Source organism: Dorea sp. AF24-7LB, assembly GCF_003478575.1.
Classification (GTDB): domain Bacteria; phylum Bacillota; class Clostridia; order Lachnospirales; family Lachnospiraceae; genus Dorea_D; species Dorea_D hominis.
The window spans coordinates 229,113-254,773 of record NZ_QUFR01000003.1 but is presented as its reverse complement, the minus strand read 5'-3'; the positions used below and the strand labels follow the sequence as shown (position 1 = coordinate 254,773).

Sequence of the window (25,661 nt, the reverse complement as noted above, 5' to 3'; positions counted from 1 at the left end):
CATTACCACCCGCTTCCCTTATTCTATGTCTTGCTCGTAGCTTTATGAAAACTCTGGTTCTATCAATCCGAAAGAGCCGTTTTTGCGTTTGTAGACTACGTTGACTTCTTCGGTCTCTGCGTTGCAGAATACGTAGAAATCGTGTCCGAGCAGTTCCATCTGGATGCATGCATCTTCTGGATACATTGGTTTGATGCCAAATTTCTTTGTGCGGACGATCTTGATCTCGTCTTCATCTGTATTCTCTGCGGTATCGAAAAATTCCTGTTTAAAGTTGCCGCCTTCCTGCTGTCTGGCAACAAGTTTGTTCTTATATTTGCGAAGCTGGCGTTCAATAACCTCTTCGACAAGATCGATGGATACATACATGTCACTGCTGACTTGTTCGGAACGGATAATTGTACCTTTTACAGGGATTGTAACTTCAATTTTTTGATGTTCTTTCTGTACGCTTAAGGTTACGTGAATTTCCGTCTCTGGAGTGAAGTACCTTTCTAATTTTCCTAACTTACTTTCTACAGCTTGTTTTAAGCCTGGTGTTACATCGATGTTTTTTCCGATAATGATAAACTTCATGATGCTCAACTCCTTTTTGACATTTTTCAGATATATAAAATCTGACAATTTCTACACAGAAAGAAATATATCTGATATATTTAGTATAACATGTTTGTTGACTATTGTATAGCATGAATTACTTCAATTCTGGAAATTTTTCCATTATGCATTTTTGCAACACGAAGTCCGCAGTTTGAATAGTAGGCGCAGGCACCGACACCGATATCGGTTTCTCCTTTTTTCAGGCTTTCTTCCAGAATATCTCGAAGTGTGGCAGTATCTTCTTCGTAAGGAAGCGAGATACCCAGAAGTTTATTAGCAAGTTTTACTTTCGTCGTTGCGCGCAAAATAGTTTCGTTTGGAATATCAAATTCACAGAACAGATATTTCCTTGTTGCAAATAAAACAGCAATCGCACATACGCCGATCAGGCTAGAATAGCTGGAAGAGTGATCGATGATGATCTGTCTTGCAATCGCAAAGATCAGAACTTCAAATACAGTCGCCGGTGTATGATAATAAACCATGCGGATAAGCTCCACTCCGATGATCAGATTAAAACAGGTTTCCAGCAGATCGTCATAGTTTGGCCACGTATTCAGATCCGGAACATTGGCAAGTGATGTGGCGATCCGCACGCATAATAAAATAATACCGGCAGCCAGCATCAAAGCAATGAAAAGTTCCAGAATTTCGGTCAGTCGTTTTAAAAAATTGGCAATAATTGTTCGCATAAAATTCTCCTCTTAGTGTTTGCTGTATTTGGCAAACAGATAAGGATAAAAATAAATGATCCATAACAGCAGTATAAAATATTCGGCGGATTTTGCCAAGATAGAAGAACCGAAAATAAAAGAGATGATGAGTTTCACGCAAAGTGTCAGTAGTATACCAATGATAAATTTCAAAATCTGACCTTTTCCGGAGCAGGTATCCGGCTGAAAGTCCAGATGTGTGCGTTCAAGATACCAGCCCAGGGCAAAGCCCAGTCCGGCTCCGGCAGCTTTGAAGCAGTCCATTGCGTATTTCAAAGCAATCATCTGTCTATGATATAAATACCACGCATAGCCGGCGAGAGCGAATGCGAGTATACCGAGCAGGACAGAAATCTGTGCGGTGCAAGTAGTAACATTTTCAAGTTTTGAACGGAAATGCCAGAAAACAGATGCAATGATAATGGACAGACCCATAGATACGAAAACATCCTTTGGTGTGTGACATCCGAGATACATTCTGGAAAAACCAACACATAAAAATGCGAGTATAAACAGTATTTTTGCCCATGCTTTTTTGGCACGGAGAGCTAACGGGAAGAAAAGACATGTAGCCCCTTGAGTATGTCCGCTTGGGAAGGAATATCCGGTGGCGGCAGGAATTGCACTTTTTACAGCTTTAAATTCTGGATCCAGAATCCACGGTCTTGGAATCCGGAAAGTGATCTTTAACGCCTGCACACAGAATCCTGCTGTGAAATAAGTAAAGCCCAGATAATAAGCAAAGCGCTTATCCGCGCACCAGTACAGTGCGCAGATAACCGCTATGATTAATAGTTCCTGACCAAAATAAGTGACAAATTGCATGATTTCGTTGAAAAACGGTGTTCGAATATTTTCTAATTGCCACAAAAAGATCATGATCGATTTCCTCTTTTTCTCATCTTTGGATCCAGAATCTTTTTACGGATTCTTAAGTTTTTCGGAGTTACTTCCAGTAATTCGTCTGTGTCGATGAAGTCCAGTGCCTGCTCCAGACTTAATACTTTCGGAGGTGTCAGACGAAGTGCTTCGTCTGCACTGGAGGAACGGGTATTGGTAAGATGTTTGGTCTTACATACATTGACTTCGATATCGTCTGTTTTTGCATTTTCTCCGATAACCATACCGGAATATACTTTTTCGCCGGCACCGATGAACAGCACACCGCGTTCCTGGGCACTGAACAGTCCGTAAGTTACAGATTCGCCTGTCTCAAATGCGATCAGAGAGCCTTGCTTACGGTAAGTGATGTCTCCCTTGTACGGAGCATAGCCGTCAAATGCAGTATTGATGATACCATTTCCTTTTGTATCTGTTAAGAATTCTCCACGGTATCCGATCAGACCACGTGCCGGAATACGGAATTCCAGACGGGTATATCCGCCACCGGTTGCACCCATGTTCTGCAGCTCACCTTTACGCTGGCTTAATTTGTCGATGACAGTTCCGGTAAATTCATCCGGCACATCGATATAAGCTGCCTCCATAGGCTCTAATAATTTACCTTTTTCGTCTTTCTTATAAAGAACTTCTGCTTTGCTGACTGCAAATTCATAACCTTCACGGCGCATGTTCTCAATTAGAACGGATAAATGAAGTTCACCACGTCCGGATACTTTGAAGCTGTCCATGTTCTCGGTATCTTCTACACGAAGGCTGACATCTGTGTTCAGCTCGCGGAACAGACGATCACGTAAGTGACGGGAAGTAACGTATTTTCCCTCCTGTCCGGCAAACGGACTGTCGTTAACGATGAAGTTCATGGAAATCGTTGGCTCTGAAATCTTCTGGAACGGAATTGCGTTCGGAGCTTCCGGAGAACAGAGTGTATCACCGATGGAAATATCCGAAATACCGGAGATTGCAACGATAGATCCAATCGTAGCTTCTTTTACTTCTACTTTGTTCAGACCGTCAAATTCATAAAGTTTGCTGATTTTTACTTTTTCCTGTTTGTCAGGATCATGATGGTTTACAAGAACCATATCCTGATTTACACGGATTGTACCGTTATCAACTTTGCCGACACCGATTCTTCCGACATATTCATTGTAATCGATTGTACTGATCAGTACCTGCGTCGGAGCTTCCGGATCACCTTCCGGAGCCGGGATATACTCTAAGATTGTCTCAAAAAGAGGCTTCATATCTTTCTCTTCATCAGAGAGATCCAGAACTGCAACACCTGCTTTTGCAGAAGCGTAAACGAACGGACAGTCTAATTGTTCATCAGAAGCATCCAGATCCATGAACAGTTCAAGAACTTCGTCGATAACTTCATCCGGTCTTGCTTCCGGACGGTCGATCTTATTGATACATACGATAACCGGAAGTTCCAGTTCCAGTGCCTTTCTTAGAACGAATTTGGTCTGTGGCATAGCACCTTCAAATGCATCTACAACGAGGACAACGCCGTTTACCATTTTTAAAACACGTTCTACCTCGCCACCGAAATCAGCATGCCCCGGTGTGTCGATAATGTTGATCTTTGTATTTTTATAATAGACTGCTGTGTTTTTGGAAAGGATTGTGATTCCACGCTCACGTTCAATATCGTTGGAATCCATAACACGTTCTTCCACTTCCTGGTTTTCACGGAATACACCGCTTTGCTTCAATAATTCGTCAACCAATGTCGTTTTACCGTGATCGACATGGGCAATGATTGCTATATTACGTACATCTTCGCGTTTTGTCTTCATACGAACCTTCCTTTTCTCTTCCTATTAACATATAATTTTCCATTTTTCATTGTACAACTTTATTAGTTTATCATATTTTATAGAATTTACAAGTATTTAGTTCTAAAAGCATTCCGACTTTCATAAATTATGGTATGACTCAAAATACGATTCAGAGGAAGGAGAATGTAAAATTATGTCAGATAAGGTTATTGAAAACAATCAGGTAACAATTATGGGAGAAGTTGTATCAGGCTTTACATTCAGCCACGAAGTGTTCGGTGAGGGCTTTTATATGGTAGATGTTGATGTGAAGCGTCTGAGCAATTCCAGGGACCGGATACCGGTAATGGTATCGGAACGACTGGTCGATGTGAGCCAGGATTATGAAGGGGAATATCTGATGATCTGTGGACAGTTTCGCTCTTACAACCGCCATGAGGAACAGAAAAACAGACTTGTACTGTCCGTGTTCGCCAGAGAAGTTACATTTATTGAAGAAGAGCCGGATGGAGCGCGGACAAACAATATCTTGCTGGACGGCTATATCTGTAAACTGCCGGTATACCGTAAAACTCCGCTCGGAAGAGAAATTGCAGATCTTCTGCTTGCGGTGAACCGTCCATATGGAAAATCAGATTACATACCATGTATCTGCTGGGGAAGAAATGCAAGATTTGCCTCTGCTTTTGAAGTGGGAGAGCATGTGCAGATCCTTGGGAGAATCCAGAGTCGGGAATATGTAAAGAAACTTTCAGAGACAGAAACCCAGAAACGCATAGCATATGAAGTTTCGGTAAGCAAACTGGAATGTGTGGGAATTTGATGGAAAATGAGAGAAAATGACAAAGTACCTGTAAAGGGGGAAAGAGTTTCATTGACATCATATTTGAATGGTGATAAAATTCTGTTAATAACGAAATGCAGTCAGGAGGATATGTATGTCTATTTTTACAGGTGCAGGTGTAGCCATCGTTACACCATTTAACAGCGACGAAACCATTAATTATAATAAACTTGATGAATTACTTGATTATCATTGTACACACGGTACGGATGCGATCATTATCTGCGGAACGACCGGAGAATCTGCTACAATGACGGAAGAAGAGCATATGCAGTGTGTGAAATTTGCTATTGACCGTGTGAAAGGCAGAATCCCGGTAATTGCCGGAACTGGTTCTAATTGCACAAGAACAGCCATCGACATGTCAAAAGAGGCGGCAGATTATGGCGCAGATGGTCTGTTACTGGTAACACCTTATTATAATAAGGCAACACAGGCAGGACTGATCGGTCACTATACAGCAGTAGCCAAAGAAGCAAAAGCTCCGATTATCATGTACAGCGTTGCAAGCAGAACCGGATGCAATATTGAACCGGCAACGGTTGCAGAGCTTGTTAAGAATGTAGATAATATCGTAGCTGTAAAAGAAGCGTCTGGCAATATTTCACAGGTTGCGAAGATCATGGCTCTGACAGATGGAAATATTGATTTATATTCCGGTAATGATGACCAGATCGTGCCGATGTTGTCACTGGGAGCCAAAGGTGTTATTTCTGTGCTGTCTAATGTTGCGCCGCAGGAAACACATGATATCTGCGAGAAGTTCTTTAACGGAGATGTAAAAGGGAGTGCAGCACTTCAGCTGAAAGCACTGCCTCTTATTGAGCAACTGTTCTGTGAAGTGAACCCGATTCCGGTTAAGAAAGCAATGCAGCTTATGGGAGTTGAGTGTGGACCGCTTCGCATGCCGCTTACAGAGATCTCTAAAGAGCATGAACAGGCGCTGGCAAAAGCAATGAAAGATTTCGGAATTCAATTAGCATAAGATACATATTGTGCAGAATATGTGAAAAGGATATCATTGGTTGCTTACTGGCACCAGTTGTGATATCCTTTTTCTATGACAATCGTGGGAACATACAGGAGGAAATAAAATGGTACGAGCAATCATGCATGGATGCAATGGACATATGGGACAGGTAATTACGGGGCTTATTAAAGCCGACGAAGGAATCGAGCTTGTTGCAGGAATTGATAAATATACAGGAATCGCCAATGATTATCCGGTTTTTGAAAGCCTGGAAAAATGCGACGTGGAAGCAGACGTGATCATTGATTTTTCTAACGCGGCAGCAGCAGATGCTCTGCTTACATACTGCGAAGAGAAAAAAATGCCGGTTGTTCTCTGCACGACAGGTCTTTCAGAAGAACAACTTGCAAAGATTCCAGAAGCAGCAAAAAAAACAGCAGTTTTAAAATCTGCAAATATGTCTCTTGGTATCAATCTTCTGATGAAATTATTAAAAGAAGCGACCAAAGTTCTTGCACCGGCAGGATATGATATGGAGATTGTTGAAAAGCATCACAACCAGAAGCTGGACGCACCGAGCGGAACAGCAATTGCGCTTGCGGATTCTATGAATGAAGCAATGGATGAAGCATATCATTATGTATATGACAGAAGTCAGGAGCGTAAGAAACGTGATACAAAAGAGATTGGGATTTCAGCAGTCCGTGGCGGTACGATTGTAGGGGAACATGAAGTACTGTTTGCCGGAACTGATGAAGTAATAGAATTTAAGCATACAGCATATTCCAAGACAATCTTTGGAAAAGGTGCCGTGGAAGCTGCCAAATTTCTGGCAGGTAAACCGGCAGGGCTGTATGACATGTCGGATGTCATTCAGTTTTAATTATGGGAGGAGTTTATGAAAGAATTAAAAGAACGTTATCTGGAGAGACTTTCTGAGCTGTACCCGACCATCGCTAAGGCATCAACGGAGATTATTAATCTTCAGGCAATTTTGAATCTTCCGAAAGGAACCGAACATTTCCTGACGGATATTCACGGAGAATATGAGGCGTTTTCACATGTGCTGAAGAACGGCTCAGGTTCTGTGCGCCGTAAAATTGATGATGTATTTGGAAATACTTTGAGTAGCAGAGACAAACAATCTCTGGCTACTCTTATTTATTATCCAAAAGAAAAGATGGATCGGATCAGACAGACCGAAGAGAGTATGGAGGACTGGTACAAGATTACATTGTACCGGTTAATTGAAGTGTGTAAATGCGCAGCAAGCAAATACACAAGATCAAAAGTGCGAAAGGCACTGCCGAAAGAATTTGCTTATGTGATCGAGGAGCTGATCACGGTACGTCCGGAAGTTTCGGACAAAGAGTCGTATTATAACTCCATTGTAAGCACGATCATCGGAATTGGCAGAGCAGAACCTTTTATTGTGGCGCTTAGTGAGCTGATCCAGAGACTGACGGTGGATCACCTGCATATTGTAGGAGATATATATGACAGAGGTCCGGGACCGCACATCATCATGGACAAATTAAAGAATTACCATTCCGTAGACATTCAGTGGGGGAATCATGATGTACTGTGGATGGGGGCAGCTGCCGGGCAGCGTGGCTGTATCGCAAATGTGATCCGTATCTGCGCAAGATATGGCAATCTGGATATTCTGGAGGATGGATATGGGATCAACCTGCTTCCGCTTGCGACATTTGCACTTCGGGTATATAAGGATGATCCGTGTGAATGTTTCAAATTAAAAGGAGAGCAGAATAGAGACATTAATGAAAAACAGCTTGAGATGCGGATGCACAAAGCAATGTCGGTTATTCAATTTAAAGTGGAAGGACAGATTATCAAAAAGAATCCGGGATTTCATCTGGAGGATCGCAATCTGTTAGACAAGATCGATTATGAACGTGGTGTTATAACTCTGGATGGAAAAGAATATGAGATGCTGGATATAAATTTTCCGACAATCGATCCGAAACATCCATATGCGCTTAGCAAAGACGAGGAAGAGATCATGTCGCGGCTTGAAAGTGCATTTTTAAACTGTGAGAAACTGCAGGATCATATGCGCTTTCTGTTGAACAAGGGTGGACTCTACAAAGTCTATAATGGAAATCTGCTCTATCATGGCTGTGTTCCGCTTAAAGAGGACGGAACATTGAAAAGTGTACGATTGTACGGCAGATCTTACAAAGGAAAGAGTCTGTATGAAGTGCTGGAAAGCTATGTGCGAAAAGGATTTTATGCATTAAATAAGAAGGAAAAAGAGCGGGGAAAGGACATGATGTGGTATATCTGGTTGAGTGAAAATTCCCCATTGTTTGGAAAAGATAAAATGGCAACATTTGAACGTTATTTCCTTGCTGAAAAAGAGACGCATAAAGAAAAGAAAAACCCATATTATAATTTGCTTGAAAATGAAAAAGTAATCAATATGATTCTGAAAGAATTTGGACTGACCGAAGAGAGTGCACATATCATTAACGGACATGTGCCGGTGAAAGCGATTACGGGAGAAAGCCCGATCAAATGTAACGGAAAAGTGCTTGTGATCGATGGCGGATTTTCCAGAGCCTATCAGAAACAGACCGGCATTGCAGGATATACGCTGATCTATAATTCTTACGGACTGATTCTTGCGGCGCATGAACCGTTTGAATCAACAGAAGCAGCGATTGAAAAAGAAAGCGACATCCATTCAGACAGCGTTGTTGTAAAACGTGTGCTGGAGAGAAAGATGGTAGGAGATACTGATATAGGTCAGGAGTTAAAAGAACAGATTGAAGATCTGAAAATGCTTCTTCAGGCATATAGAAGCGGTGAGATTACAGAGCGTATGTAATGTGAAAACAATGCTGATTGTAAAACTGTGACATAGATGTAAAATAATCCCAGAATCGTGAAAGTATAGAATCTGCAAAAATGTAAATATTACATGATAACAAGTATTACTTGATAAATAGATAAATATACAGGAACGAAAGGGAGAATGAAAATATGAGACAGTTGAGAAGATGTATGCTGGTAGTGTTGTGTGTCTGCGTGATGGGTGCACTGACAGGCTGTGGAAATGACAATGCAGATAATAAGGCTACAGACTACAATGGTGATCGTACAAATGATGCGACAAATGGAACAGCAGACGATACGAAAAATGATGATGGAGTCGCAGATGAGATTGGTGATGATATTGAAGACGGAGCTGAAGACATCAAAGATGATGTAGAAGATGGCTTTGACGGCACAGATAACAATGCAGATCAGAAGACAGATAAAGCAACAGACAAAAAGACAACGGATCAGAAGACAGACAAAACAACAAAAAAAGATAAGAAATAATGAGACAGCACACCGCCTTTTCTTTTTTTTGAAAAAGCGGTGTGCTATAATAATGCAATGATGCTTGAAAGGAGTGACGCAGATTTATGAGATTCAGACCATGTATTGACATTCATAATGGAAAAGTAAAACAAATCGTAGGCGGAAGCTTAAGAGACGAAGGCAATCAGGCAACAGAAAATTTTGCGTCTGAAATGGATGCGGATTATTACGCAGATTTATACAGGAAAGATAGCTTGAAAGGCGGGCATATCATATTGCTGAATCCGCCTTCTTCCGAATATTATAAGAAGACACTGGAACAGGCAGAAAAAGCATTACGGGCATATCCCGGCGGGATGCAGATCGGCGGTGGGGTTACGGCGGAGAATGCTTCCGGCTATATTAAAAAAGGTGCAAGCCATGTAATCGTAACTTCTTATGTATTTAAAGGTGGTAAGATCCGCTGGGATGCGCTGGAGAAGCTGAAAAGAGAAGTAGGAAAAGAACATGTAGTCATTGATGTAAGCTGCCGGAAAAAAGATGGGCAGTATTACATTGTGACAGACCGGTGGCAGACATTTACAGATGTTGTCCTGAATGAACAGATATTAAAGGAACTGGCGGGATACAGTGATGAATTCCTTGTGCATGGTGTGGATGTAGAGGGAAAGGCAGCCGGTGTGGACAAGCATCTGGCTGAACTTCTCGGCAGATATCATGGCAATCCGGTTACATATGCGGGGGGGATCGGAAGCATGGAGGATTTAGAGCAATTTGCGCATCTGACAAAAGGATATCTGGACTTTACAATCGGCAGTGCCCTTGATCTCTTTGGCGGAACGCTTCCGTATGAAAAAGTCCGGAAATATCGTTCGTAAAGGAAGTGTTACCAGTTTGTAAACACTTTATAAATTGGTTGAATTGAGATTCGGATAGTGCTAGAATAAAATTTGAGTAAATTTACAAATAAGGAGTATATATCAACATGGGCTTTATACAGAAAATATTTGGAACACACAGTGAACATGAGCTGAAGAGAATTTATCCGATCGCAGATGCGGTTGAGGCGTTAGAACCGCAGATGCAGAGCCTGTCAGATGAAGAATTAAGAGCGAAGACAAAAGAATTCAAAGACAGACTTGCTGGCGGAGAAACATTAGATGATATCCTTCCAGAGGCATTTGCAGTTGTGCGTGAAGCAGCATACCGTACTCTGGGAATGAAGCCATACAGAGTACAGATCATCGGTGGTATTGTCCTGCATCAGGGACGTATCGCAGAGATGAAGACTGGTGAAGGAAAGACACTTGTATCAACGTTGCCGGCATATCTGAATGCGCTGACCGGTGAAGGTGTGCAGATCGTAACAGTCAATGATTATCTGGCAAAGCGTGATGCTGAGTGGATGGGACAGGTTCATGAGTTTCTTGGACTGACCGTAGGCGTAGTTCTGAATGAGATGGACAATGACGAGCGAAGAGATGCATATAACTGCGATATCACATATGTAACGAACAATGAACTTGGATTTGATTATCTGAGAGATAACATGGTAATTTACAAGGAACAGCTTGTACAGAGAGGTATGAAATTTGCCATTATCGATGAGGTTGACTCGGTATTGATCGATGAAGCAAGAACTCCGCTTATTATTTCCGGACAGAGTGGCAAATCTACAAAGCTTTACGAAGCGTGTGACATTCTCGCACGTCAGTTAGAACGTGGTGAAGCGAGTGGGGAGTTCTCCAAAATGAATGCAATCCTTGGTGAAGATATTGAAGAGACCGGAGATTTCATTGTTAACGAGAAAGAAAAGAACATCAACCTTACAGAAGATGGTGTGAAGAAAGTAGAGAAGTTCTTCCATATTGAGAACCTGGCAGATGCAGAAAACCTGGAGATCCAGCATAATATTATTCTGGCACTGCGCGCACACAATCTGATGTTTCGTGACAAAGACTATGTTGTAAAAGATGATGAAGTACTGATCGTTGATGAGTTCACCGGACGTATTATGCCGGGACGTCGTTATTCTGACGGACTTCATCAGGCGATTGAAGCGAAAGAGCATGTAAAAGTTAAGAGAGAGAGTAAGACTCTTGCGACGATTACGTTCCAGAATTTATTTAACAAATATGAGAAGAAGTCCGGTATGACAGGTACTGCTCTGACAGAGGAGAAGGAGTTCCGTGAGATTTACGGAATGGATGTTGTAGAGATTCCTACAAATAAACCGGTTATCCGGAAGGATCTGGAAGATGCTGTATACAAGACAGAAAAGGAAAAATTCAAAGCTGTATGTGATGCAATCGAAGAAGCGCATGCAAAACATCAGCCGGTACTGGTTGGTACGATTACAATTGAGAATTCCGAACTTCTCAGTGGTATGCTAAAACGTCGTGGAATCAAGCACAATGTATTAAATGCGAAATTCCATGAACTGGAAGCTGAGATTGTTGCACAGGCAGGTATCCATGATGCAGTTACGATCGCAACAAACATGGCTGGTCGTGGTACGGATATTAAACTGGACGATGAAGCCAGAGAAGCAGGCGGACTGAAGATTATCGGGACAGAGCGTCATGAATCCAGACGTATTGATAATCAGCTTCGTGGACGTTCCGGACGTCAGGGAGACCCGGGAGAATCCAGATTCTATATTTCACTGGAAGATGATCTGATGCGTTTGTTCGGATCTGAACGTCTGATGAGTGTATTTAATGCGCTTGGTGTAGAAGAAGGAGAACAGATACAGCATAAGATGTTATCCAGTGCGATTCAGAAAGCACAGGAGAAGATCGAGAGTAACAACTTCGGAATCCGTAAGAATCTGTTAGAGTATGATCAGGTAATGAACGAGCAGAGAGAGATCATTTATGAAGAGAGAAGACATGTACTGGATGGAGACAACATGCGTGATTCTATTTTCCATATGATGAATGATTATATTGAGAATACTGTAGATATGATCGTAAGTCCGGATCAGGATTATGAAGAGTTTAATCTGGTAGAACTGAACCGCAATATCTTAGAGACAATTCCAATGGAACCTCTGGCACCGGAAGATGTCAAGGGACTGTCACCGAAGAAGCTGAAACATCTGTTAAAAGAGCGTGCAGCAAAAGCATACGAAGTAAAAGAGGCGGAGTATCAGGAACCAGAACAGGTACGTGAGATCGAGCGTGTGATCCTGCTTAAGGTTATTGATGCAAAATGGATGGATCATATCGATGATATGGATCAGCTCCGTCAGGGAATTGGTCTGCAGGCTTATGGACAGAGAGATCCGAAGGTAGAATATAAGATGATCGGATATGAGATGTTCGGCGAGATGACACAGAGCATCTCTGCTGACACCGTACGTGCACTGTTCCATGTAAGGCTGGAAGAAAAAGTAGAACGTGAACAGGTTGCACAGGTTACAGGAACGAATAAAGACGATTCCGCAGCACATACTCCGAAGAAGAGAGCAGAGAAAAAGGTATATCCAAATGATCCGTGCCCGTGTGGAAGCGGTAAGAAATACAAACAGTGTTGTGGCAGAAAGTAAGAGCCACAGCCTGTAAACAGAATACAAAAATGAAAATATAAAAAAGAAAGAGGTGAAGCAAAAGTGGTTGAATTAGATCAGCTTAAGAGCATTTATAATGCTTACGAAGAACCTCTTGCCGAGATGAGGGATTCACTTTGACGTCGCCGGCAAGGAGAAAAGGATCGAAGAGCTGGAGCGCAAGGTAGAGGAACCAGATTTCTGGAATGATCCGGAAGAATCCCAGAAGATTATGAAAGAACTGAAGGATCTGAAAGAACTTACAGAGAAGATCCGCACGCTTTATACTGGATATGAAGATGTAGCGATTCTTCTGGAAATGGGATATGAAGAAGAGGATCCTTCTGTAGTGAAAGAAATTGAACAGGAATGGAAGAAGTTCGAAACGCTTTTTGAAGAACTTCGTATCCAGACATTGTTGTCAGGTGAATATGATTCCTGCAATGCGATCATGACGATTCACGCAGGCGCCGGAGGAACCGAATCCTGTGACTGGGCAGGTATGCTCTATCGTATGTATAACCGCTGGGCAGAACAGAGAGGGTTCGCGTTGAAAGTACTGGATTATCTGGATGGAGATATTACCGGAATTAAGACAGTAACGTTTGAAGTGAATGGTGAGAATGCCTATGGCTATTTGAAATCTGAAAAAGGCGTACACCGTCTGGTTCGTATTTCGCCGTTTAATTCGGCAGGAAAACGGCAGACATCATTTGCTTCCTGTGATGTTGTTCCAGACATAGAAGATGATATTGATATTGACATTGCAGATGAGGATCTGAAGATCGACACATACCGTGCCAGCGGTGCGGGTGGTCAGCATGTTAATAAGACATCTTCGGCAATTCGTATTACGCATCTGCCTACCGGGATTGTTGTGCAGTGCCAGAACGAACGCTCGCAGCATCACAACAAAGAAAAAGCGATGCAGATGCTGAAAGCAAAGCTTCAGCTTATGAAAGAGCAGGAACAGGCAGAAAAAGTGTCAGATATCCGTGGTGAGATCAAGGAGATTGGATTTGGAAACCAGATAAGATCTTATGTAATGCAGCCGTATACACTTGTCAAGGATCACAGAACCGGTCAGGAAAACAGTAATGTAAATGCGGTGCTGGATGGGGATATTGACGCATTTATTAATGCATATCTGAAACAGAAAGCGGAAAGATAAAGGAGAGATATATGGTAAATATTGCAGTTTTGGGTTATGGAACCGTAGGCTCCGGTGTCGTAGAAGTAATTGATACAAATGGAGCAGGAATTAATCAGAGAATTGGTGAGAAACTTCAGGTAAAGTATGTCCTGGATCTGAAAGATTTTCCGGGAGATCCGGTGCAGGAGAAGATTGTCCATGATTTTGAGACGATCATACAGGATGAAGAGATTAATATTGTTGTAGAAGTGATGGGGGGAATTGAACCTGCTTATACATTTGTAAAGAGAAGTCTTCTGGCAGGAAAAAGCGTTGCAACTTCAAACAAGGCTCTTGTAGCGAAACACGGTGCAGAGCTGTTGTCGATTGCAAAAGAAAAGAACATTAATTTTCTGTTTGAAGCAAGCGTAGGTGGCGGAATCCCGATCATCCGTCCGCTCAATTCATCTCTGACAGCGGACGAAATTGAAGAGATCACAGGTATTTTAAATGGTACAACAAATTATATGCTGACAAAGATGTTCTATGAAGGAGCTGATTATGACACGGTTCTGAAAGAGGCGCAGGCGAATGGTTATGCGGAGCGCAATCCGGAAGCGGATGTGGAAGGATATGATGCCTGCCGTAAAATTGCAATTTTATCTTCTCTGATCAGTGGAAATCAGGTTGACTTTGAAGACATTTACTGTGAAGGAATTACAAAGATCACGACAGAGGATATGAAATACGCCAAGACAATGGGAACAACGATCAAGCTGCTCGCTTCCAGCAAGAGAGACGGCAGCAGACTGCATGCGATCGTTGCGCCTTGCATGCTTTATCCGGAACATCCACTGTACAATGTAAATGGAGTGTTCAATGCGATTTTTGTACATGGTAATGTTCTTGGTGATGCAATGTTTTATGGAAGCGGTGCCGGTAAACTGCCGACAGCAAGTGCAGTTGTAGCAGATGTTGTAGATGCAGCAAAACACCTGAACCGCAATATTATGACAATGTGGAAACAGGAAAAACTGACGCTGGAAGATAAAGGTGATGCCAAACGCAGATTCTTCATCCGCATGAAAGGTGATGAAGAAGAGATGCGGAAAGATCTGGAATATTCCTTTGGAGAGATCGAAATCGTGAAAGTCCCGGGATTAGAAGGTGAATTTGGAATTGTAACGCCGGTTATGATGGAAGGTGATTATGATACAAGAGCAAACCGGTACAAAGATCAGATCTTACATATGATAAGGATTGAAGATCAGAAAGCATAAGAAAAGAGGGCAAGCGAATGTTAATTGTAAAGAAATTCGGCGGCAGTTCTGTTGCGAATAAAGAACGTATTTTCAATGTTGCCAGACGATGCATTGAAGATTATAAAGCAGGACATGATGTAGTAGTTGTATTATCTGCAATGGGAGATACTACAGATAATCTGATAGAAATGGCACATGATATTAATCCGGATGCTAAGAAGCGAGAACTGGATATGCTTCTGACAACCGGAGAGCAGGTATCCGTATCGCTTATGGCTATGGCGATGCAGGCACTGGATGTTCCGGCGGTATCCTTGAATGCATTTCAGGTTATGATGCATTCTACATCCAGATATGGAAATGCTCGTTTTAAACGCGTAGATACAGAGCGTATCCAGCATGAACTGGATTCCCGGAAGATTGTTATTGTCACCGGTTTTCAGGGAGTTAACAAATACGATGATATTACGACTCTGGGACGTGGTGGATCTGACACAACAGCAGTTGCGCTGGCTTCAGTTCTTCATGCAGATAAATGCGAGATTTATACAGATGTTGAAGGTGTTTATACAGCAGATCCACGTGTAGTAAAGAATGCAAGAAAACTCGATGTCATCACATATGACGAGATGCTGGAGCTGGCAAGTCTGGGAGCCAAAGTATTGCACAACCGTTCCGTAGAGATGGCAAAGAAATATAATGTAGAATTAGTAGTACGTTCCAGCCTGACAGAGGCAGAAGGAACAGTAGTCAAGGAGGCAGCCAAGATGGAAAAACTGTTAGTAACGGGAGTCGCAGCAGATGCAAATACAGCCAGGATTTCAGTGATCGGTGTAGAAGATAAACCGGGCACGGCATTTGTAATATTTAATACACTTGCAAAGAACAATATTAATGTAGATATTATTCTCCAGTCTGTAGGAAGAGAAGGAACAAAAGATATTTCCTTTACGGTTGCATCAGATGATCTGGATCGTGCACTTGAAATACTGAACGAGAACAAGGAGCGTCTGACGATTCAGGAGATTACTTGTAATAAGAATGTTGCAAAATTATCAGTGGTTGGAGCTGGAATGATGAGTAACCCGGGAGTTGCAGCCAAGATGTTCGAATCTCTCTACAACTCAAGGGTTAATATTAATATGATCTCGACTTCTGAAATCAGAATTACTGTACTGGTAGATGAGAAAGACATCGAGAAAGCGATGAACGCAGTACATGATGGATTCATTATGACGGAATAATCGTCTGTTAAGGTTTGTTTGAAAGAAAACCGGCAAGAATCTGTTTGTTTTCTTCAGAGAGTGCACGATATTTAATAATAAAGTCAAGCTCTTCTCTGGAAAGATAAATGGAATTGCCGGTATTTTTTTCTTTTGCCATAACTACATACGGAATATATTCTTCTCCGGTTTTCAAAGCGCTTGTGTGATAAGTACTCTGAAGATTATCAAGGACCAGTTCATCGATAGAAATCCGATAAAATCTGGATATATGTAACAGCGAATCCAGATCCGGGGTTCGTTTGCTCGTTTCATAATTTGAATAAGCCTGTCTGGAGATATTCAGCAGACTGCTCAGATCATCCTGAGTCAGTTTGTGTTTTGTCCTTAAAAATCGTAAGTTATTAGCAAGCTGTATATTGGACATGGTATCACCTCCGTGCTTGAGTGTATGTTAGTTAGTATAGCAATTTACTAAAAAAATTGCTTTGTTTGCACCGAAATGTTTCAAAAGAGTATTTTAAACAAAAAGTTGCTGCTACATCTTGCTGAGATTGCTGTTGTGGTATTCACCGGAGAAGGTAACATCCTTTCCGAACCAGTCAGGTGCGCAGAAAGTATTGGCACTTGTTTCATCCGGAAATTCTACTTCGGCAAGGATGAGTGGAGCAAGATCTCCTTCGAAAAGATCAAGCTCAATCGTCAGAATATCGGATAAAGGAATCATATACCGCTTCTTGCGAATCAGTCTTCCGTCAATCTTCGGCAACAGATGAAGATATGCTTTTTCTGTAAGCGGAAGATTGTATTCTTCCCTGGTCATAAGACCGGAAGATTTGTAAGTGAGTTCATATTTGTCATTGTCTTTGCGGATACGAATGACGGGGGTTGTGTTTAGATAACCCTGCTCAATGATTCGACAAGAAAAAGAATCCAGACGCAGATGTGCCGGTAAGTGTCGGATTAGATATTTGCGCTCGATTTCCAATAGGAGTCCCCCTTTTTTGATACGACATACAGTTCTGTACTAATGATAATATAGTTTACACAAAAAGTAAACGGTGTTAATATTTATATTGGAAGAAAAATGCAAAAAATACGATGAAAGGAAGAAAAAGGAATGATAAAAGTAAGTGTGTTGCTGGCGGACGGCTTTGAAGAGATCGAAGCGCTGACCGTTGTTGATCTGCTCAGAAGAGCACAGATATATGTAGATACGATTTCTATCATGGAGGATTATACTGTACATGGTGCCCATGGTATTAATATACAGACAGAAGATCTGTTTGAAGAAGTGAACTTTGTGGAATCAGATATGATCGTGTTGCCGGGAGGAATGCCGGGAACAACGAATCTTAATGCACATGAAGGTGTCAGACGCGTAGTAAAGGATTTTGCAGCCGAAGGAAAGCCGATAGCAGCAATCTGTGCAGCTCCGACAGTGCTCGGTAATCTCGGATTATTAAAAGGAAAGAGAATTACCTGCTATCCGGGGGTGGAGACAGAGATCCAGGGAGCGGTTATGCTTCGCACACAGGTAGCAGTGGATGGCAATATTATTACAAGCCGGGGAGTAGGAACGGCGATAGCATTTGCTCTGAAACTAATCGAAGTGCTTGTTGGAGAAGACAAGTCAAGAGAGATTGCAGAAGCAATTGTATATGAAAAATAAAAAGCACCGGGAGGAGCAGAAATATCTGCAGAAAATGTTTAGAAATTCCCGGAAAAACAGTTTTTTCCACAGATAAAAACTAAGGGTGGATATTTGCAAATGTTTGTGTTATAATTCTGTGGTGAATGTTATTTGATATGCCTGTAACAGGCGATCGTTACCCCGTATGGGGCAGGCGCATAAAAGCGCGATTAAAGAATAGAATCAGGAGGAAATTGTAACATGAGTTTACAGGTAGAAAAATTAGAAAAGAACATGGCAAAACTTACAATTGAAGTACCTGCCAGTGATTTAGAAAAAGCACTTCAGAGTGCGTATAAGAAGCAGAAGAACAAAATCAGTCTGCCGGGATTTCGTAAAGGAAAAGTTCCGCGTCAGATGATCGAGAAGATGTACGGAGCAGAGATCTTCTTTGATGATGCTGCAAATGAGATCATTCCAAAAGCATATGCAGATGCTTATGATGAGTGCGAGCTTGAGATCGTTTCCAGACCGGAGATCAACATCGTACAGATTGAGAAGGGAAAACCGTTTATCTTCACAGCAGAAGTAGCTACAAAACCGGAAGTTACTCTTGGAGAGTACAAAGGACTGGAAGTAGACAAAGTATCTACACGTGTAACACAGAAAGAAGTAGAAGCTAAGATCGAGGAAGAAGCTGAAAAGAACGCAAGAACTGTAACAGTTGAAGACCGTGCAGTACAGGATGGAGACGAAGTAATCCTTGACTTTGAAGGGTTTGTAGACGGAGAAGCATTTGAGGGTGGAAAAGGTGAGAACTATCCACTGACTATCGGTTCCGGATCATTTATCCCGGGATTCGAAGAGCAGCTTGTCGGAGCAGAAGCCGAAAAAGAAGTAGAAGTAAAAGTAACATTCCCGGAAGATTATCATGCAGAAGAGCTGAAGGGAAAAGAAGCTGTATTCAAATGCACAGTACACGAGATCAAAGCAAAAGAGCTTCCTGAGATCGATGATGAATTCGCGGCAGAAGTTTCTGAGTTCGATACATTAGATGAGTACAAAGCAGACGTAAAAGCTAAGATCAAAGAGCAGAAAGCTACAGACGGAAAACGCAAACAGGAAGATCAGGCTGTAGAGCAGGCAATTAAGAATGCTTCTTATGAGATCCCGGATGCTATGGTTGATACACAGATTTCACAGATGGCTAACGATTTTGCACAGAGAATCCAGTCTCAGGGACTGACTATGGAGCAGTACTATCAGTTCACAGGAATGACTGAGGAGAAGATGAACGAAGAGTTCAAGCCACAGGCTGTAAAACGTATCGAGACTCGTCTTGTACTGGAAGCTATTGCAAAAGCTGAGAACATCGAGATCAGCGATGAGAAACTGGACGAAGAGATCGCTAAGATGGCAGAAGCTTATAAGATGGAAGCTGACAAGCTGAAAGAATTTATGGGTGATGCTGAGAAGAAGCAGATGAAAGAGGATATGGCAGTTCAGGAAGCTGTTACATTCCTTGTAGAAAATGCTGTAGAGAAATAAATAACAGCAGATATTATATTGAGGAGGCATATACATGAGTTTAGTACCTTATGTCATTGAACAGACAAGCCGTGGAGAGCGCTCCTACGATATCTATTCAAGATTATTAAAAGACAGAATTATATTTTTAGGGGAAGAAGTAACAGACGTGTCCGCGAGTGTGATCGTAGCACAGTTATTATTCCTTGAAGCAGAGGATCCGGAGAAAGATATTCATCTGTATATCAACAGTCCGGGAGGCTCTGTAACAGCAGGTATGGCAATTTATGATACCATGCAGTATATCAAATGTGATATCGAGACAATCTGTATTGGTATGGCTGCAAGCATGGGTTCTTTCCTTCTCTCCGGTGGAACTAAAGGAAAGAGACTTGCACTCCCGAATGCGGAGATTATGATCCATCAGCCATCCGGTGGTGCGCAGGGACAGGCTACAGAGATTCAGATTGCGGCTGATCATATTTTGAAAACACGCCAGAAACTGAATCAGATCCTTGCAGAGAATACAGGACAGCCGTTAGAAGTCATCAGCCGGGACACAGACCGTGATAACTTTATGTCGGCTGAGGAAGCAAAGGAGTATGGTCTGATCGACGAGGTAATTACACGTCGCTAAGACGGTTCTCCGGGATATGAGGTGAGAAAATGGCAGGAAGAAACGATGATCAGGTGAGATGTTCGTTTTGTAATAAGACACAGTCGCAGGTGCGTAAGCTGATCGCAGGACCGGAAGGCGTATATATCTGTGATGACTGTGTTGAAGTGTGCGCAGAGATTATCGAGGAGGAGATGAATCCGGACAGTAATGCCGGATGGAATCCGTTCTCAGATATCAATCTGTTAAAGCCAGAAGAAATCAAAGCATTTCTTGATGAGTATGTGATCGGTCAGGAAGAAGCAAAGAAGGTTCTTTCCGTAGCAGTTTATAATCATTATAAACGGATTATGGCAGGAAGAGACGGTGTGGAGCTTTCAAAGAGTAACATTCTGATGCTTGGACCTACTGGTTGTGGCAAGACGCTTCTGGCACAGTCGCTTGCAAAGATCCTGAATGTTCCATTTGCAATTGCGGATGCAACTGCACTTACAGAAGCCGGTTATGTCGGTGAAGATGTTGAGAACATTCTGCTTAAGATCATCCAGGCAGCAGATGGCGATATTGAGCGCGCAGAATATGGAATTATATATATTGATGAGATTGATAAGATTACTAGAAAATCCGAGAACCCATCAATTACAAGAGACGTATCCGGAGAAGGTGTACAGCAGGCATTGTTGAAGATTATTGAAGGAACCGTGGCAAGTGTTCCGCCACAGGGCGGACGAAAACATCCACATCAGGAACTGATCCAGATCGACACTACGAATATTTTGTTTATCTGTGGTGGTGCGTTTGAAGGAATTGAGAAGATCATTGAGAAACGTATCGATCAGAAATCTATTGGTTTCAATGTAGAGATTGCAGAGAAGCATGAAGATGACGTGGATCGTCTGCTGAAACAGGTCCTTCCACAGGATCTTGTAAAATTCGGATTGATTCCGGAGCTGGTCGGACGTGTGCCGGTGAATGTAACACTGGAGATGTTAGACCGTGATGCGTTGATATCTATTTTAACAGAACCAAAGAATGCAATTGTGAAACAATATCAGAAGATGCTGGAATTTGATGGTGTGGATCTTACATTTGATAAGGCTGCGCTTGAAGAGATAGCTGAGACGTCACTTAAGAGAAGAACAGGTGCCAGAGGACTCCGTGCAATTATGGAGAATATCATGATGGATATTATGTATAAAGCACCTTCCGATGAGACGTTGAAGACGTGCAGGATTACGAAAGATGTAGTAAAAGGCATTGGTGAACCTGTATGTGAGCATGAGACGATAAGTTCAGAGAGTGCGTAATTATGGGGCGGGTACAGGTAATTGTGCCCGCCTGCTTTTATATATTAGCCGGAGAAGCTTTTCAACTTTGTATGAGAAGAGCCGGAGAAGCTTTCAGTTTTATAAGAAAAGCACGAAAGAGATCCAAGAAGATAAAACAGGAGAGTATATATGGAAAATGAAAGAATAAGTCTGCCTGTTGTGGCACTGCGTGGAATGACGATCCTGCCGGAAATGGTGGCACATTTTGATGTGAGCCGTGAAAAATCACTGCAGGCAATTGACCAGGCTATGACAGAAGGAGAGAAGATTTTCCTGACAGGGCAGTATGAGATAGAGACAGAAGATCCGGATGTGACAGATATACACAGAATCGGATGTATTGCAACAATCAAGCAGATTGTGAAGCTTCCGAAGAAGATCAGCCGTGTTCTGGTAAGCGGAGAGCAGAGAGCAGAGCTCATTGATCTGGAGTTTAAAGAGCCATATCTGCGCGGAACGGTTGCAGTGCGAGAGGATGTGGATACTTCATGGGAAGATACCGGAGCAGAACAGTCACCGCTCAATCTGGAAGCAATGGTGCAGGGACTCCGGGATATTTTCAAAGAATACATGGCAAAGAATCCAAAGATTGCGAAGGAATTTTCAGATCAGATCGATCAGATTACAGATCTTAAGAAAATGGTAAATGTGATCAATGCCAATGTTCCGATGTCTTATCCGGAATATCAGGAATTTCTGGAAGAAACGAATCTTATGAAACGGTATGACAAACTTGCCTATAAGCTTGTGAATGAGATTCAGGTACTTAATATTAAAGAAGAATTACAGGAAAAGATTAAAGAACGTGTGGATAAAAATCAGCGGGAATATATTCTGCGTGAAGAACTCAAACTGATTCGTGAAGAACTTGGAGATGAAAATCAGTTATCGGATGCGGATGAATTTCAGCAGAAGTGTGATGCGCTGGAGGCACCGGATGAAGTAAAAGAGAAGATTTCCAAAGAGATACGGAGATTCCGTAATTCCATGAATAATCCGGCAGAGTCGGGAGTTATCCGTACTTATATCGAAACGATGCTGGATATGCCGTGGGATCATATGTGTAAAGAACACAAAGATATTGCATATGCCAAAAAGATTCTGGACGAAGATCATTATGGACTGGACAAAGTAAAGGAACGTGTGCTTGAATTTCTGGCGGTACGCGCTCTGACGAAGAACACAGATGCACCGATCCTCTGCCTGGTTGGACCTCCGGGAACCGGTAAGACATCCATCGCAAAATCACTGGCGCATGCTTTGAAGAAGCCGTATGTGCGTATTTCACTCGGAGGCGTACGGGATGAGGCAGAGATCCGCGGTCACAGAAAAACTTATGTCGGAGCGATGCCGGGAAGAATTGCAGCGGCTGTGAAGAATGCCGGAGTGAAGAACCCACTGCTCCTTCTGGATGAGATCGACAAAGTCAGCAATGATTATAAAGGGGATACATTTTCAGCACTTCTGGAAGTACTGGATGCGGAACAGAACAAGAATTTCAGAGATCATTACCTGGAGGTTCCGCTGGATCTTTCGGAAGTATTATTCGTGACAACAGCGAATACATTACAGACGATTCCAAGACCGCTTTTAGATCGTATGGAAGTGATTGAGATCAGCAGTTATACGGAAAATGAAAAACTTCATATTGCAAGAGAACACCTGATCCCGAAACAGCTGAAAAAGCACGGTTTAAAAGAAAAACAACTGTCGATCAGCAAGAAAGCTCTGTGGAAGATTGCAAGAAATTATACAAAAGAAGCCGGAGTCAGGCAGATGGAACGTAAAATTGCTGATATCTGTCGCAAAACGGCAAGAGAGATTTTGGAAGATAAGAAGAAAGCCGTACGCGTGACAGAAAGGAATCTGGAACATTATCTCGGAAGAGAGCTGTTCAGCTATCAGATGAAAAATGACAAGGATGAAGTTGGTATTGTGCGGGGACTTGCATGGACAAGTGTTGGCGGCGATACGCTTCAGATTGAAGTAAATGTCATGCCGGGAGAAGGCGAAATCCTGCTGACCGGTCAGCTCGGAGATGTGATGAAAGAATCCGCGCGTACAGGTATCAGTTATATCCGCTCCGTCAGCTCGGAGCATAAGATTGACGAGAAATTTTTCAAAGAGCATGATATTCATATACATATACCGGAAGGTGCAGTGCCAAAAGATGGCCCGTCGGCGGGAATTACAATGGCAACAGCAATCTTTTCGGCTGTTACAGGGAAAAAAGTCCGTGCAGATCTGGCAATGACCGGAGAAATTACGCTGCGTGGAAGGGTTCTTCCAATCGGAGGTCTGAAAGAAAAGCTTCTCGCTGCTAAAAATGCGGGAATCCTGACAGTTCTTGTTCCAAAGGAAAATAAAGCGGATGTAGAAGAGATATCAACAGAGATTACAAAAGGACTGGAGATCATTCCGGTTTCTCATATGGATGAAGTATTGAAGCTTGCACTAAAGCGTTAAAAGGGGGAAAAGAATATGGTTATAAGAAGCTTGAATCTGGAAACAGTATGTGGAATTACAAGTAAATTACCGGAAAATGAACATCCGGAAATTGCATTTGCAGGAAAATCAAATGTTGGAAAATCATCCCTCATTAATGCTCTCATGAATCGGAAATCATTTGCGCGTATTTCCGCGACACCAGGAAAGACACAGACGATTAATTTTTACAATATTAATGAAGAATTATATCTGGTAGATCTTCCGGGATATGGATATGCAAAAGTATCTGAGCAGGAAAAAGCGAAATGGGGTCAGCTCATTGAGCGGTATCTCCATGGATCGGAACAGTTGAAGGCAGTCTTTCTTCTGATTGATATCCGGCATGATCCGTCTGCGAATGATAAACTGATGTACAGTTGGATCGTGGAGCAGGGATTCAATCCGATCATTATCGCGACTAAATTAGATAAGATCAAGCGCAGCCAGGTACAAAAGCAGATCAAAGCAATTCGCCAAGGATTAAATCTGCTTCCGGGAACGATTGTTATTCCATTTTCATCTGTGACGAAGCAGGGAAGAGATGAGATATGGGAGCTGGTTGAGACGGAATTTATGGAGAAGAATGAAGAGGAGTAATGGATGAGAGAAATTGTCATCTGTGAAGATGTAGAGATTGAAAGAAACCTTTTGAATACAGTACTGCTATGGAACTGCTGTTTCTTGACACCTACATGAAAGAATTAAACAGCATGGAGACAGCGCGAAGAATAAGAGAATAAGGAAAGAGAAGTTTGATAACAGATTGACAAACTTCTCTTTCTTTGCTATTATTAGACTAAAGTACAAACAAAAGTCTAACAGTAAAACAAAAGTAACGAGAAGGAGTAAGATCATGAATTATATTACGAATATCCAGAAGTATTCTATTCATGACGGAGATGGAATTCGTACTACCGTTTTTTTTAAGGGATGCCCGCTGAAATGTGTCTGGTGTCACAATCCGGAGACACAGCGATTTGAAAGAGAACTTCAGTACGATAAGGAAAAATGCATTGGATGCGGAGCCTGTGCAAAAGTCTGTCCGCAGAGCGCGATTTCAATGACGGAGGGAAAACCGGTTCTTGACAAATCTCTGTGTAATCTTTGCGGAAAGTGTGAGAATTACTGCCCGGAAGGAATCCGTGAGACAGTGGGAGAAGAGTATCCGGTAAAAGAACTGGTAAAAGAACTGATGAAGGATCTGATGTTCTACGAGCAATCCGGCGGCGGTGTTACTCTTTCCGGCGGAGAAGTTATGGCAATGTCTACGGAGTATGTGCTGGAAATTGCCAAAGCACTTAAGAAGGAAGAGATTTCTTTAACAATTGATACGTGCGGATATGTGCCGTATGATAAATTTGAAGCGGTTTTACCGTATGTAGATACATTTTTATATGATGTGAAAGTGATGAATCCGGAGCTTCATAAGAAGTACATAGGCGTAGATAACAGACTGATTCTTGAGAACCTTGTGAAATTATCGGATGCGGGAGCAAGGATTTACATCCGTATTCCGACAGTCAAAGAAGTGAATGGCAATGATGAGAATATGAAGGCAACCATTCAGTTCTTAAAAGAACACAATATCCATCCGGCACAGGTGAATCTGTTGCCGTACCATAATACAGGAAGCAGCAAGTATCCAAAACTGGATATGGAATATAAAGGAACTGATTTAACGGCACCAACAAATGAAGAGATGGAAGGTTTTGTAAAACTTTTCCAGGATGAAGGCTTCTCAAATACCAGAATAGGAGGTTAA

Annotated in this window: 23 protein-coding genes; 17 read left to right on the top strand and 6 right to left on the bottom strand. The window is 42.2% G+C overall.

Translation table 11 applies throughout. From position 1 onward, the window contains the following. Positions 1 to 42: 42 nt before the first annotated feature. From hpf to typA, 4 genes are all read right to left on the bottom strand, one after another. Entirely contained in the window at positions 43 to 576 is a 534-nt protein-coding gene (gene hpf / locus DWY31_RS05205) for a ribosome hibernation-promoting factor, HPF/YfiA family (RefSeq protein ID WP_021859555.1), read from the bottom strand. A 101-nt stretch (positions 577 to 677) separates the two neighbouring features. Further along, entirely contained in the window at positions 678 to 1,292 is a 615-nt protein-coding gene (locus DWY31_RS05200) for a phosphate-starvation-inducible PsiE family protein (RefSeq protein WP_021859556.1), read from the bottom strand. 12 nt (positions 1,293 to 1,304) lie between these two features. Next, complete coding sequence (locus DWY31_RS05195; protein ID WP_118519698.1) at positions 1,305 to 2,192, bottom strand: phosphatase PAP2 family protein; 888 nt, start codon at positions 2,190 to 2,192, stop codon at positions 1,305 to 1,307. Beyond that, on the bottom strand, positions 2,189 to 4,015 hold the full coding sequence (typA, locus tag DWY31_RS05190; protein WP_021859558.1) for a translational GTPase TypA: 1,827 nt from the start codon (positions 4,013 to 4,015) through the stop codon (positions 2,189 to 2,191). The genes DWY31_RS05195 and typA overlap by 4 nt, the downstream gene beginning before the upstream one ends. A 175-nt stretch (positions 4,016 to 4,190) precedes the next feature. Here typA and DWY31_RS05185 point away from each other — a divergent pair, with 175 nt between their 5' ends. The 10 genes from DWY31_RS05185 (at position 4,191) to DWY31_RS05140 (ending at position 16,329) form a co-directional block, all read left to right on the top strand. Beyond that, positions 4,191 to 4,820: a single-stranded DNA-binding protein gene (locus DWY31_RS05185; RefSeq protein ID WP_117538108.1), complete on the top strand. Its 630-nt coding sequence runs from the start codon at positions 4,191 to 4,193 to the stop codon at positions 4,818 to 4,820. 115 nt (positions 4,821 to 4,935) lie between these two features. Next, positions 4,936 to 5,826 carry a 4-hydroxy-tetrahydrodipicolinate synthase gene (gene dapA / locus DWY31_RS05180; protein ID WP_021859560.1) on the top strand — a complete coding sequence of 297 codons (891 nt, stop codon included), beginning with the start codon at positions 4,936 to 4,938 and terminating at the stop codon, positions 5,824 to 5,826. A 109-nt stretch (positions 5,827 to 5,935) separates the two neighbouring features. Then, positions 5,936 to 6,694 (top strand): 4-hydroxy-tetrahydrodipicolinate reductase, encoded by a 759-nt coding sequence (gene dapB / locus DWY31_RS05175; protein ID WP_021859561.1) that lies wholly within the window; start codon positions 5,936 to 5,938, stop codon positions 6,692 to 6,694. A gap of 15 nt (positions 6,695 to 6,709) precedes the next feature. Then, positions 6,710 to 8,662 carry a fructose-1,6-bisphosphatase gene (locus DWY31_RS05170; RefSeq protein ID WP_118519697.1) on the top strand — a complete coding sequence of 651 codons (1,953 nt, stop codon included), beginning with the start codon at positions 6,710 to 6,712 and terminating at the stop codon, positions 8,660 to 8,662. A 155-nt stretch (positions 8,663 to 8,817) separates the two neighbouring features. After that, complete coding sequence (locus tag DWY31_RS05165; protein ID WP_021859563.1) at positions 8,818 to 9,159, top strand: hypothetical protein; 342 nt, start codon at positions 8,818 to 8,820, stop codon at positions 9,157 to 9,159. A gap of 86 nt (positions 9,160 to 9,245) precedes the next feature. Then, complete coding sequence (hisA, locus tag DWY31_RS05160) at positions 9,246 to 10,019, top strand: phosphoribosylformimino-5-aminoimidazole carboxamide ribotide isomerase (protein ID WP_118519696.1); 774 nt, start codon at positions 9,246 to 9,248, stop codon at positions 10,017 to 10,019. A gap of 107 nt (positions 10,020 to 10,126) precedes the next feature. Then, positions 10,127 to 12,691: a preprotein translocase subunit SecA gene (secA, locus tag DWY31_RS05155; RefSeq protein WP_117538112.1), complete on the top strand. Its 2,565-nt coding sequence runs from the start codon at positions 10,127 to 10,129 to the stop codon at positions 12,689 to 12,691. Between the two features lie 63 nt (positions 12,692 to 12,754). Further along, positions 12,755 to 13,862, top strand: a protein-coding gene (prfB, locus tag DWY31_RS05150; protein WP_118287731.1) for a peptide chain release factor 2 whose coding sequence is annotated in 2 segments (ribosomal slippage) — positions 12,755 to 12,829 and positions 12,831 to 13,862 — 1,107 coding nt in all. Because the reading frame shifts where the segments join, the coding sequence is not laid out codon by codon here. Positions 13,863 to 13,873: 11 nt separating this feature from the next. After that, entirely contained in the window at positions 13,874 to 15,103 is a 1,230-nt protein-coding gene (locus DWY31_RS05145) for a homoserine dehydrogenase (protein ID WP_021859567.1), read from the top strand. Positions 15,104 to 15,120: 17 nt separating this feature from the next. Further along, on the top strand, positions 15,121 to 16,329 hold the full coding sequence (locus DWY31_RS05140) for an aspartate kinase (protein WP_021859568.1): 1,209 nt from the start codon (positions 15,121 to 15,123) through the stop codon (positions 16,327 to 16,329). A gap of 7 nt (positions 16,330 to 16,336) precedes the next feature. On the opposite strand, the gene DWY31_RS05135 is transcribed toward DWY31_RS05140, so the two are convergent. After that, positions 16,337 to 16,735, bottom strand: a complete 399-nt coding sequence (locus tag DWY31_RS05135; protein ID WP_021859569.1) for a helix-turn-helix domain-containing protein — start codon at positions 16,733 to 16,735, stop codon at positions 16,337 to 16,339. A gap of 111 nt (positions 16,736 to 16,846) precedes the next feature. Then, positions 16,847 to 17,296, bottom strand: coding sequence for a CYTH domain-containing protein (locus DWY31_RS05130; protein ID WP_021859570.1), 450 nt, complete (start codon positions 17,294 to 17,296; stop codon positions 16,847 to 16,849). 132 nt (positions 17,297 to 17,428) lie between these two features. On the opposite strand from DWY31_RS05130, the gene DWY31_RS05125 reads away from it, so the two are divergent. From DWY31_RS05125 to DWY31_RS05095, 7 genes are all read left to right on the top strand, one after another. After that, entirely contained in the window at positions 17,429 to 17,980 is a 552-nt protein-coding gene (locus DWY31_RS05125; protein ID WP_118287732.1) for a DJ-1 family glyoxalase III, read from the top strand. 222 nt (positions 17,981 to 18,202) lie between these two features. Beyond that, entirely contained in the window at positions 18,203 to 19,489 is a 1,287-nt protein-coding gene (tig, locus tag DWY31_RS05120; RefSeq protein ID WP_021859586.1) for a trigger factor, read from the top strand. A gap of 34 nt (positions 19,490 to 19,523) precedes the next feature. Continuing rightward, positions 19,524 to 20,105: an ATP-dependent Clp endopeptidase proteolytic subunit ClpP gene (gene clpP, locus DWY31_RS05115; RefSeq protein WP_021859587.1), complete on the top strand. Its 582-nt coding sequence runs from the start codon at positions 19,524 to 19,526 to the stop codon at positions 20,103 to 20,105. Between the two features lie 29 nt (positions 20,106 to 20,134). Then, positions 20,135 to 21,391: an ATP-dependent Clp protease ATP-binding subunit ClpX gene (clpX, locus tag DWY31_RS05110; RefSeq protein WP_118519695.1), complete on the top strand. Its 1,257-nt coding sequence runs from the start codon at positions 20,135 to 20,137 to the stop codon at positions 21,389 to 21,391. A gap of 150 nt (positions 21,392 to 21,541) precedes the next feature. Further along, positions 21,542 to 23,878 carry an endopeptidase La gene (lon, locus tag DWY31_RS05105; RefSeq protein ID WP_118519694.1) on the top strand — a complete coding sequence of 779 codons (2,337 nt, stop codon included), beginning with the start codon at positions 21,542 to 21,544 and terminating at the stop codon, positions 23,876 to 23,878. A 15-nt stretch (positions 23,879 to 23,893) separates the two neighbouring features. After that, positions 23,894 to 24,496 (top strand): ribosome biogenesis GTP-binding protein YihA/YsxC, encoded by a 603-nt coding sequence (yihA, locus tag DWY31_RS05100; protein WP_021859590.1) that lies wholly within the window; start codon positions 23,894 to 23,896, stop codon positions 24,494 to 24,496. A 256-nt stretch (positions 24,497 to 24,752) separates the two neighbouring features. Continuing rightward, positions 24,753 to 25,661, top strand: coding sequence for a trans-4-hydroxy-L-proline dehydratase activase (locus DWY31_RS05095; protein WP_021859591.1), 909 nt, complete (start codon positions 24,753 to 24,755; stop codon positions 25,659 to 25,661).

Excerpts from the sequence above, each read along its gene's own strand:
- lon (WP_118519694.1), top strand. The coding sequence starts at position 21,542 with ATGGAAAATGAAAGAATAAGTCTGCCTGTTGTGGCACTGCGTGGAATG.
- DWY31_RS05165 (WP_021859563.1), top strand. The coding sequence starts at position 8,818 with ATGAGACAGTTGAGAAGATGTATGCTGGTAGTGTTGTGTGTCTGCGTG.
- dapA (WP_021859560.1), top strand. The coding sequence starts at position 4,936 with ATGTCTATTTTTACAGGTGCAGGTGTAGCCATCGTTACACCATTTAAC.
- DWY31_RS05145 (WP_021859567.1), top strand. The coding sequence starts at position 13,874 with ATGGTAAATATTGCAGTTTTGGGTTATGGAACCGTAGGCTCCGGTGTC.
- typA (WP_021859558.1), bottom strand. The coding sequence starts at position 4,015 with ATGAAGACAAAACGCGAAGATGTACGTAATATAGCAATCATTGCCCAT.
- DWY31_RS05125 (WP_118287732.1), top strand. The coding sequence starts at position 17,429 with ATGATAAAAGTAAGTGTGTTGCTGGCGGACGGCTTTGAAGAGATCGAA.
- secA (WP_117538112.1), top strand. The coding sequence starts at position 10,127 with ATGGGCTTTATACAGAAAATATTTGGAACACACAGTGAACATGAGCTG.
- clpP (WP_021859587.1), top strand. The coding sequence starts at position 19,524 with ATGAGTTTAGTACCTTATGTCATTGAACAGACAAGCCGTGGAGAGCGC.
- hpf (WP_021859555.1), bottom strand. The coding sequence starts at position 576 with ATGAAGTTTATCATTATCGGAAAAAACATCGATGTAACACCAGGCTTA.
- DWY31_RS05140 (WP_021859568.1), top strand. The coding sequence starts at position 15,121 with ATGTTAATTGTAAAGAAATTCGGCGGCAGTTCTGTTGCGAATAAAGAA.
- hisA (WP_118519696.1), top strand. The coding sequence starts at position 9,246 with ATGAGATTCAGACCATGTATTGACATTCATAATGGAAAAGTAAAACAA.
- DWY31_RS05095 (WP_021859591.1), top strand. The coding sequence starts at position 24,753 with ATGAATTATATTACGAATATCCAGAAGTATTCTATTCATGACGGAGAT.
- yihA (WP_021859590.1), top strand. The coding sequence starts at position 23,894 with ATGGTTATAAGAAGCTTGAATCTGGAAACAGTATGTGGAATTACAAGT.
- dapB (WP_021859561.1), top strand. The coding sequence starts at position 5,936 with ATGGTACGAGCAATCATGCATGGATGCAATGGACATATGGGACAGGTA.
- DWY31_RS05200 (WP_021859556.1), bottom strand. The coding sequence starts at position 1,292 with ATGCGAACAATTATTGCCAATTTTTTAAAACGACTGACCGAAATTCTG.
- DWY31_RS05185 (WP_117538108.1), top strand. The coding sequence starts at position 4,191 with ATGTCAGATAAGGTTATTGAAAACAATCAGGTAACAATTATGGGAGAA.
- tig (WP_021859586.1), top strand. The coding sequence starts at position 18,203 with ATGAGTTTACAGGTAGAAAAATTAGAAAAGAACATGGCAAAACTTACA.
- clpX (WP_118519695.1), top strand. The coding sequence starts at position 20,135 with ATGGCAGGAAGAAACGATGATCAGGTGAGATGTTCGTTTTGTAATAAG.
- DWY31_RS05135 (WP_021859569.1), bottom strand. The coding sequence starts at position 16,735 with ATGTCCAATATACAGCTTGCTAATAACTTACGATTTTTAAGGACAAAA.
- DWY31_RS05195 (WP_118519698.1), bottom strand. The coding sequence starts at position 2,192 with ATGATCTTTTTGTGGCAATTAGAAAATATTCGAACACCGTTTTTCAAC.
- DWY31_RS05170 (WP_118519697.1), top strand. The coding sequence starts at position 6,710 with ATGAAAGAATTAAAAGAACGTTATCTGGAGAGACTTTCTGAGCTGTAC.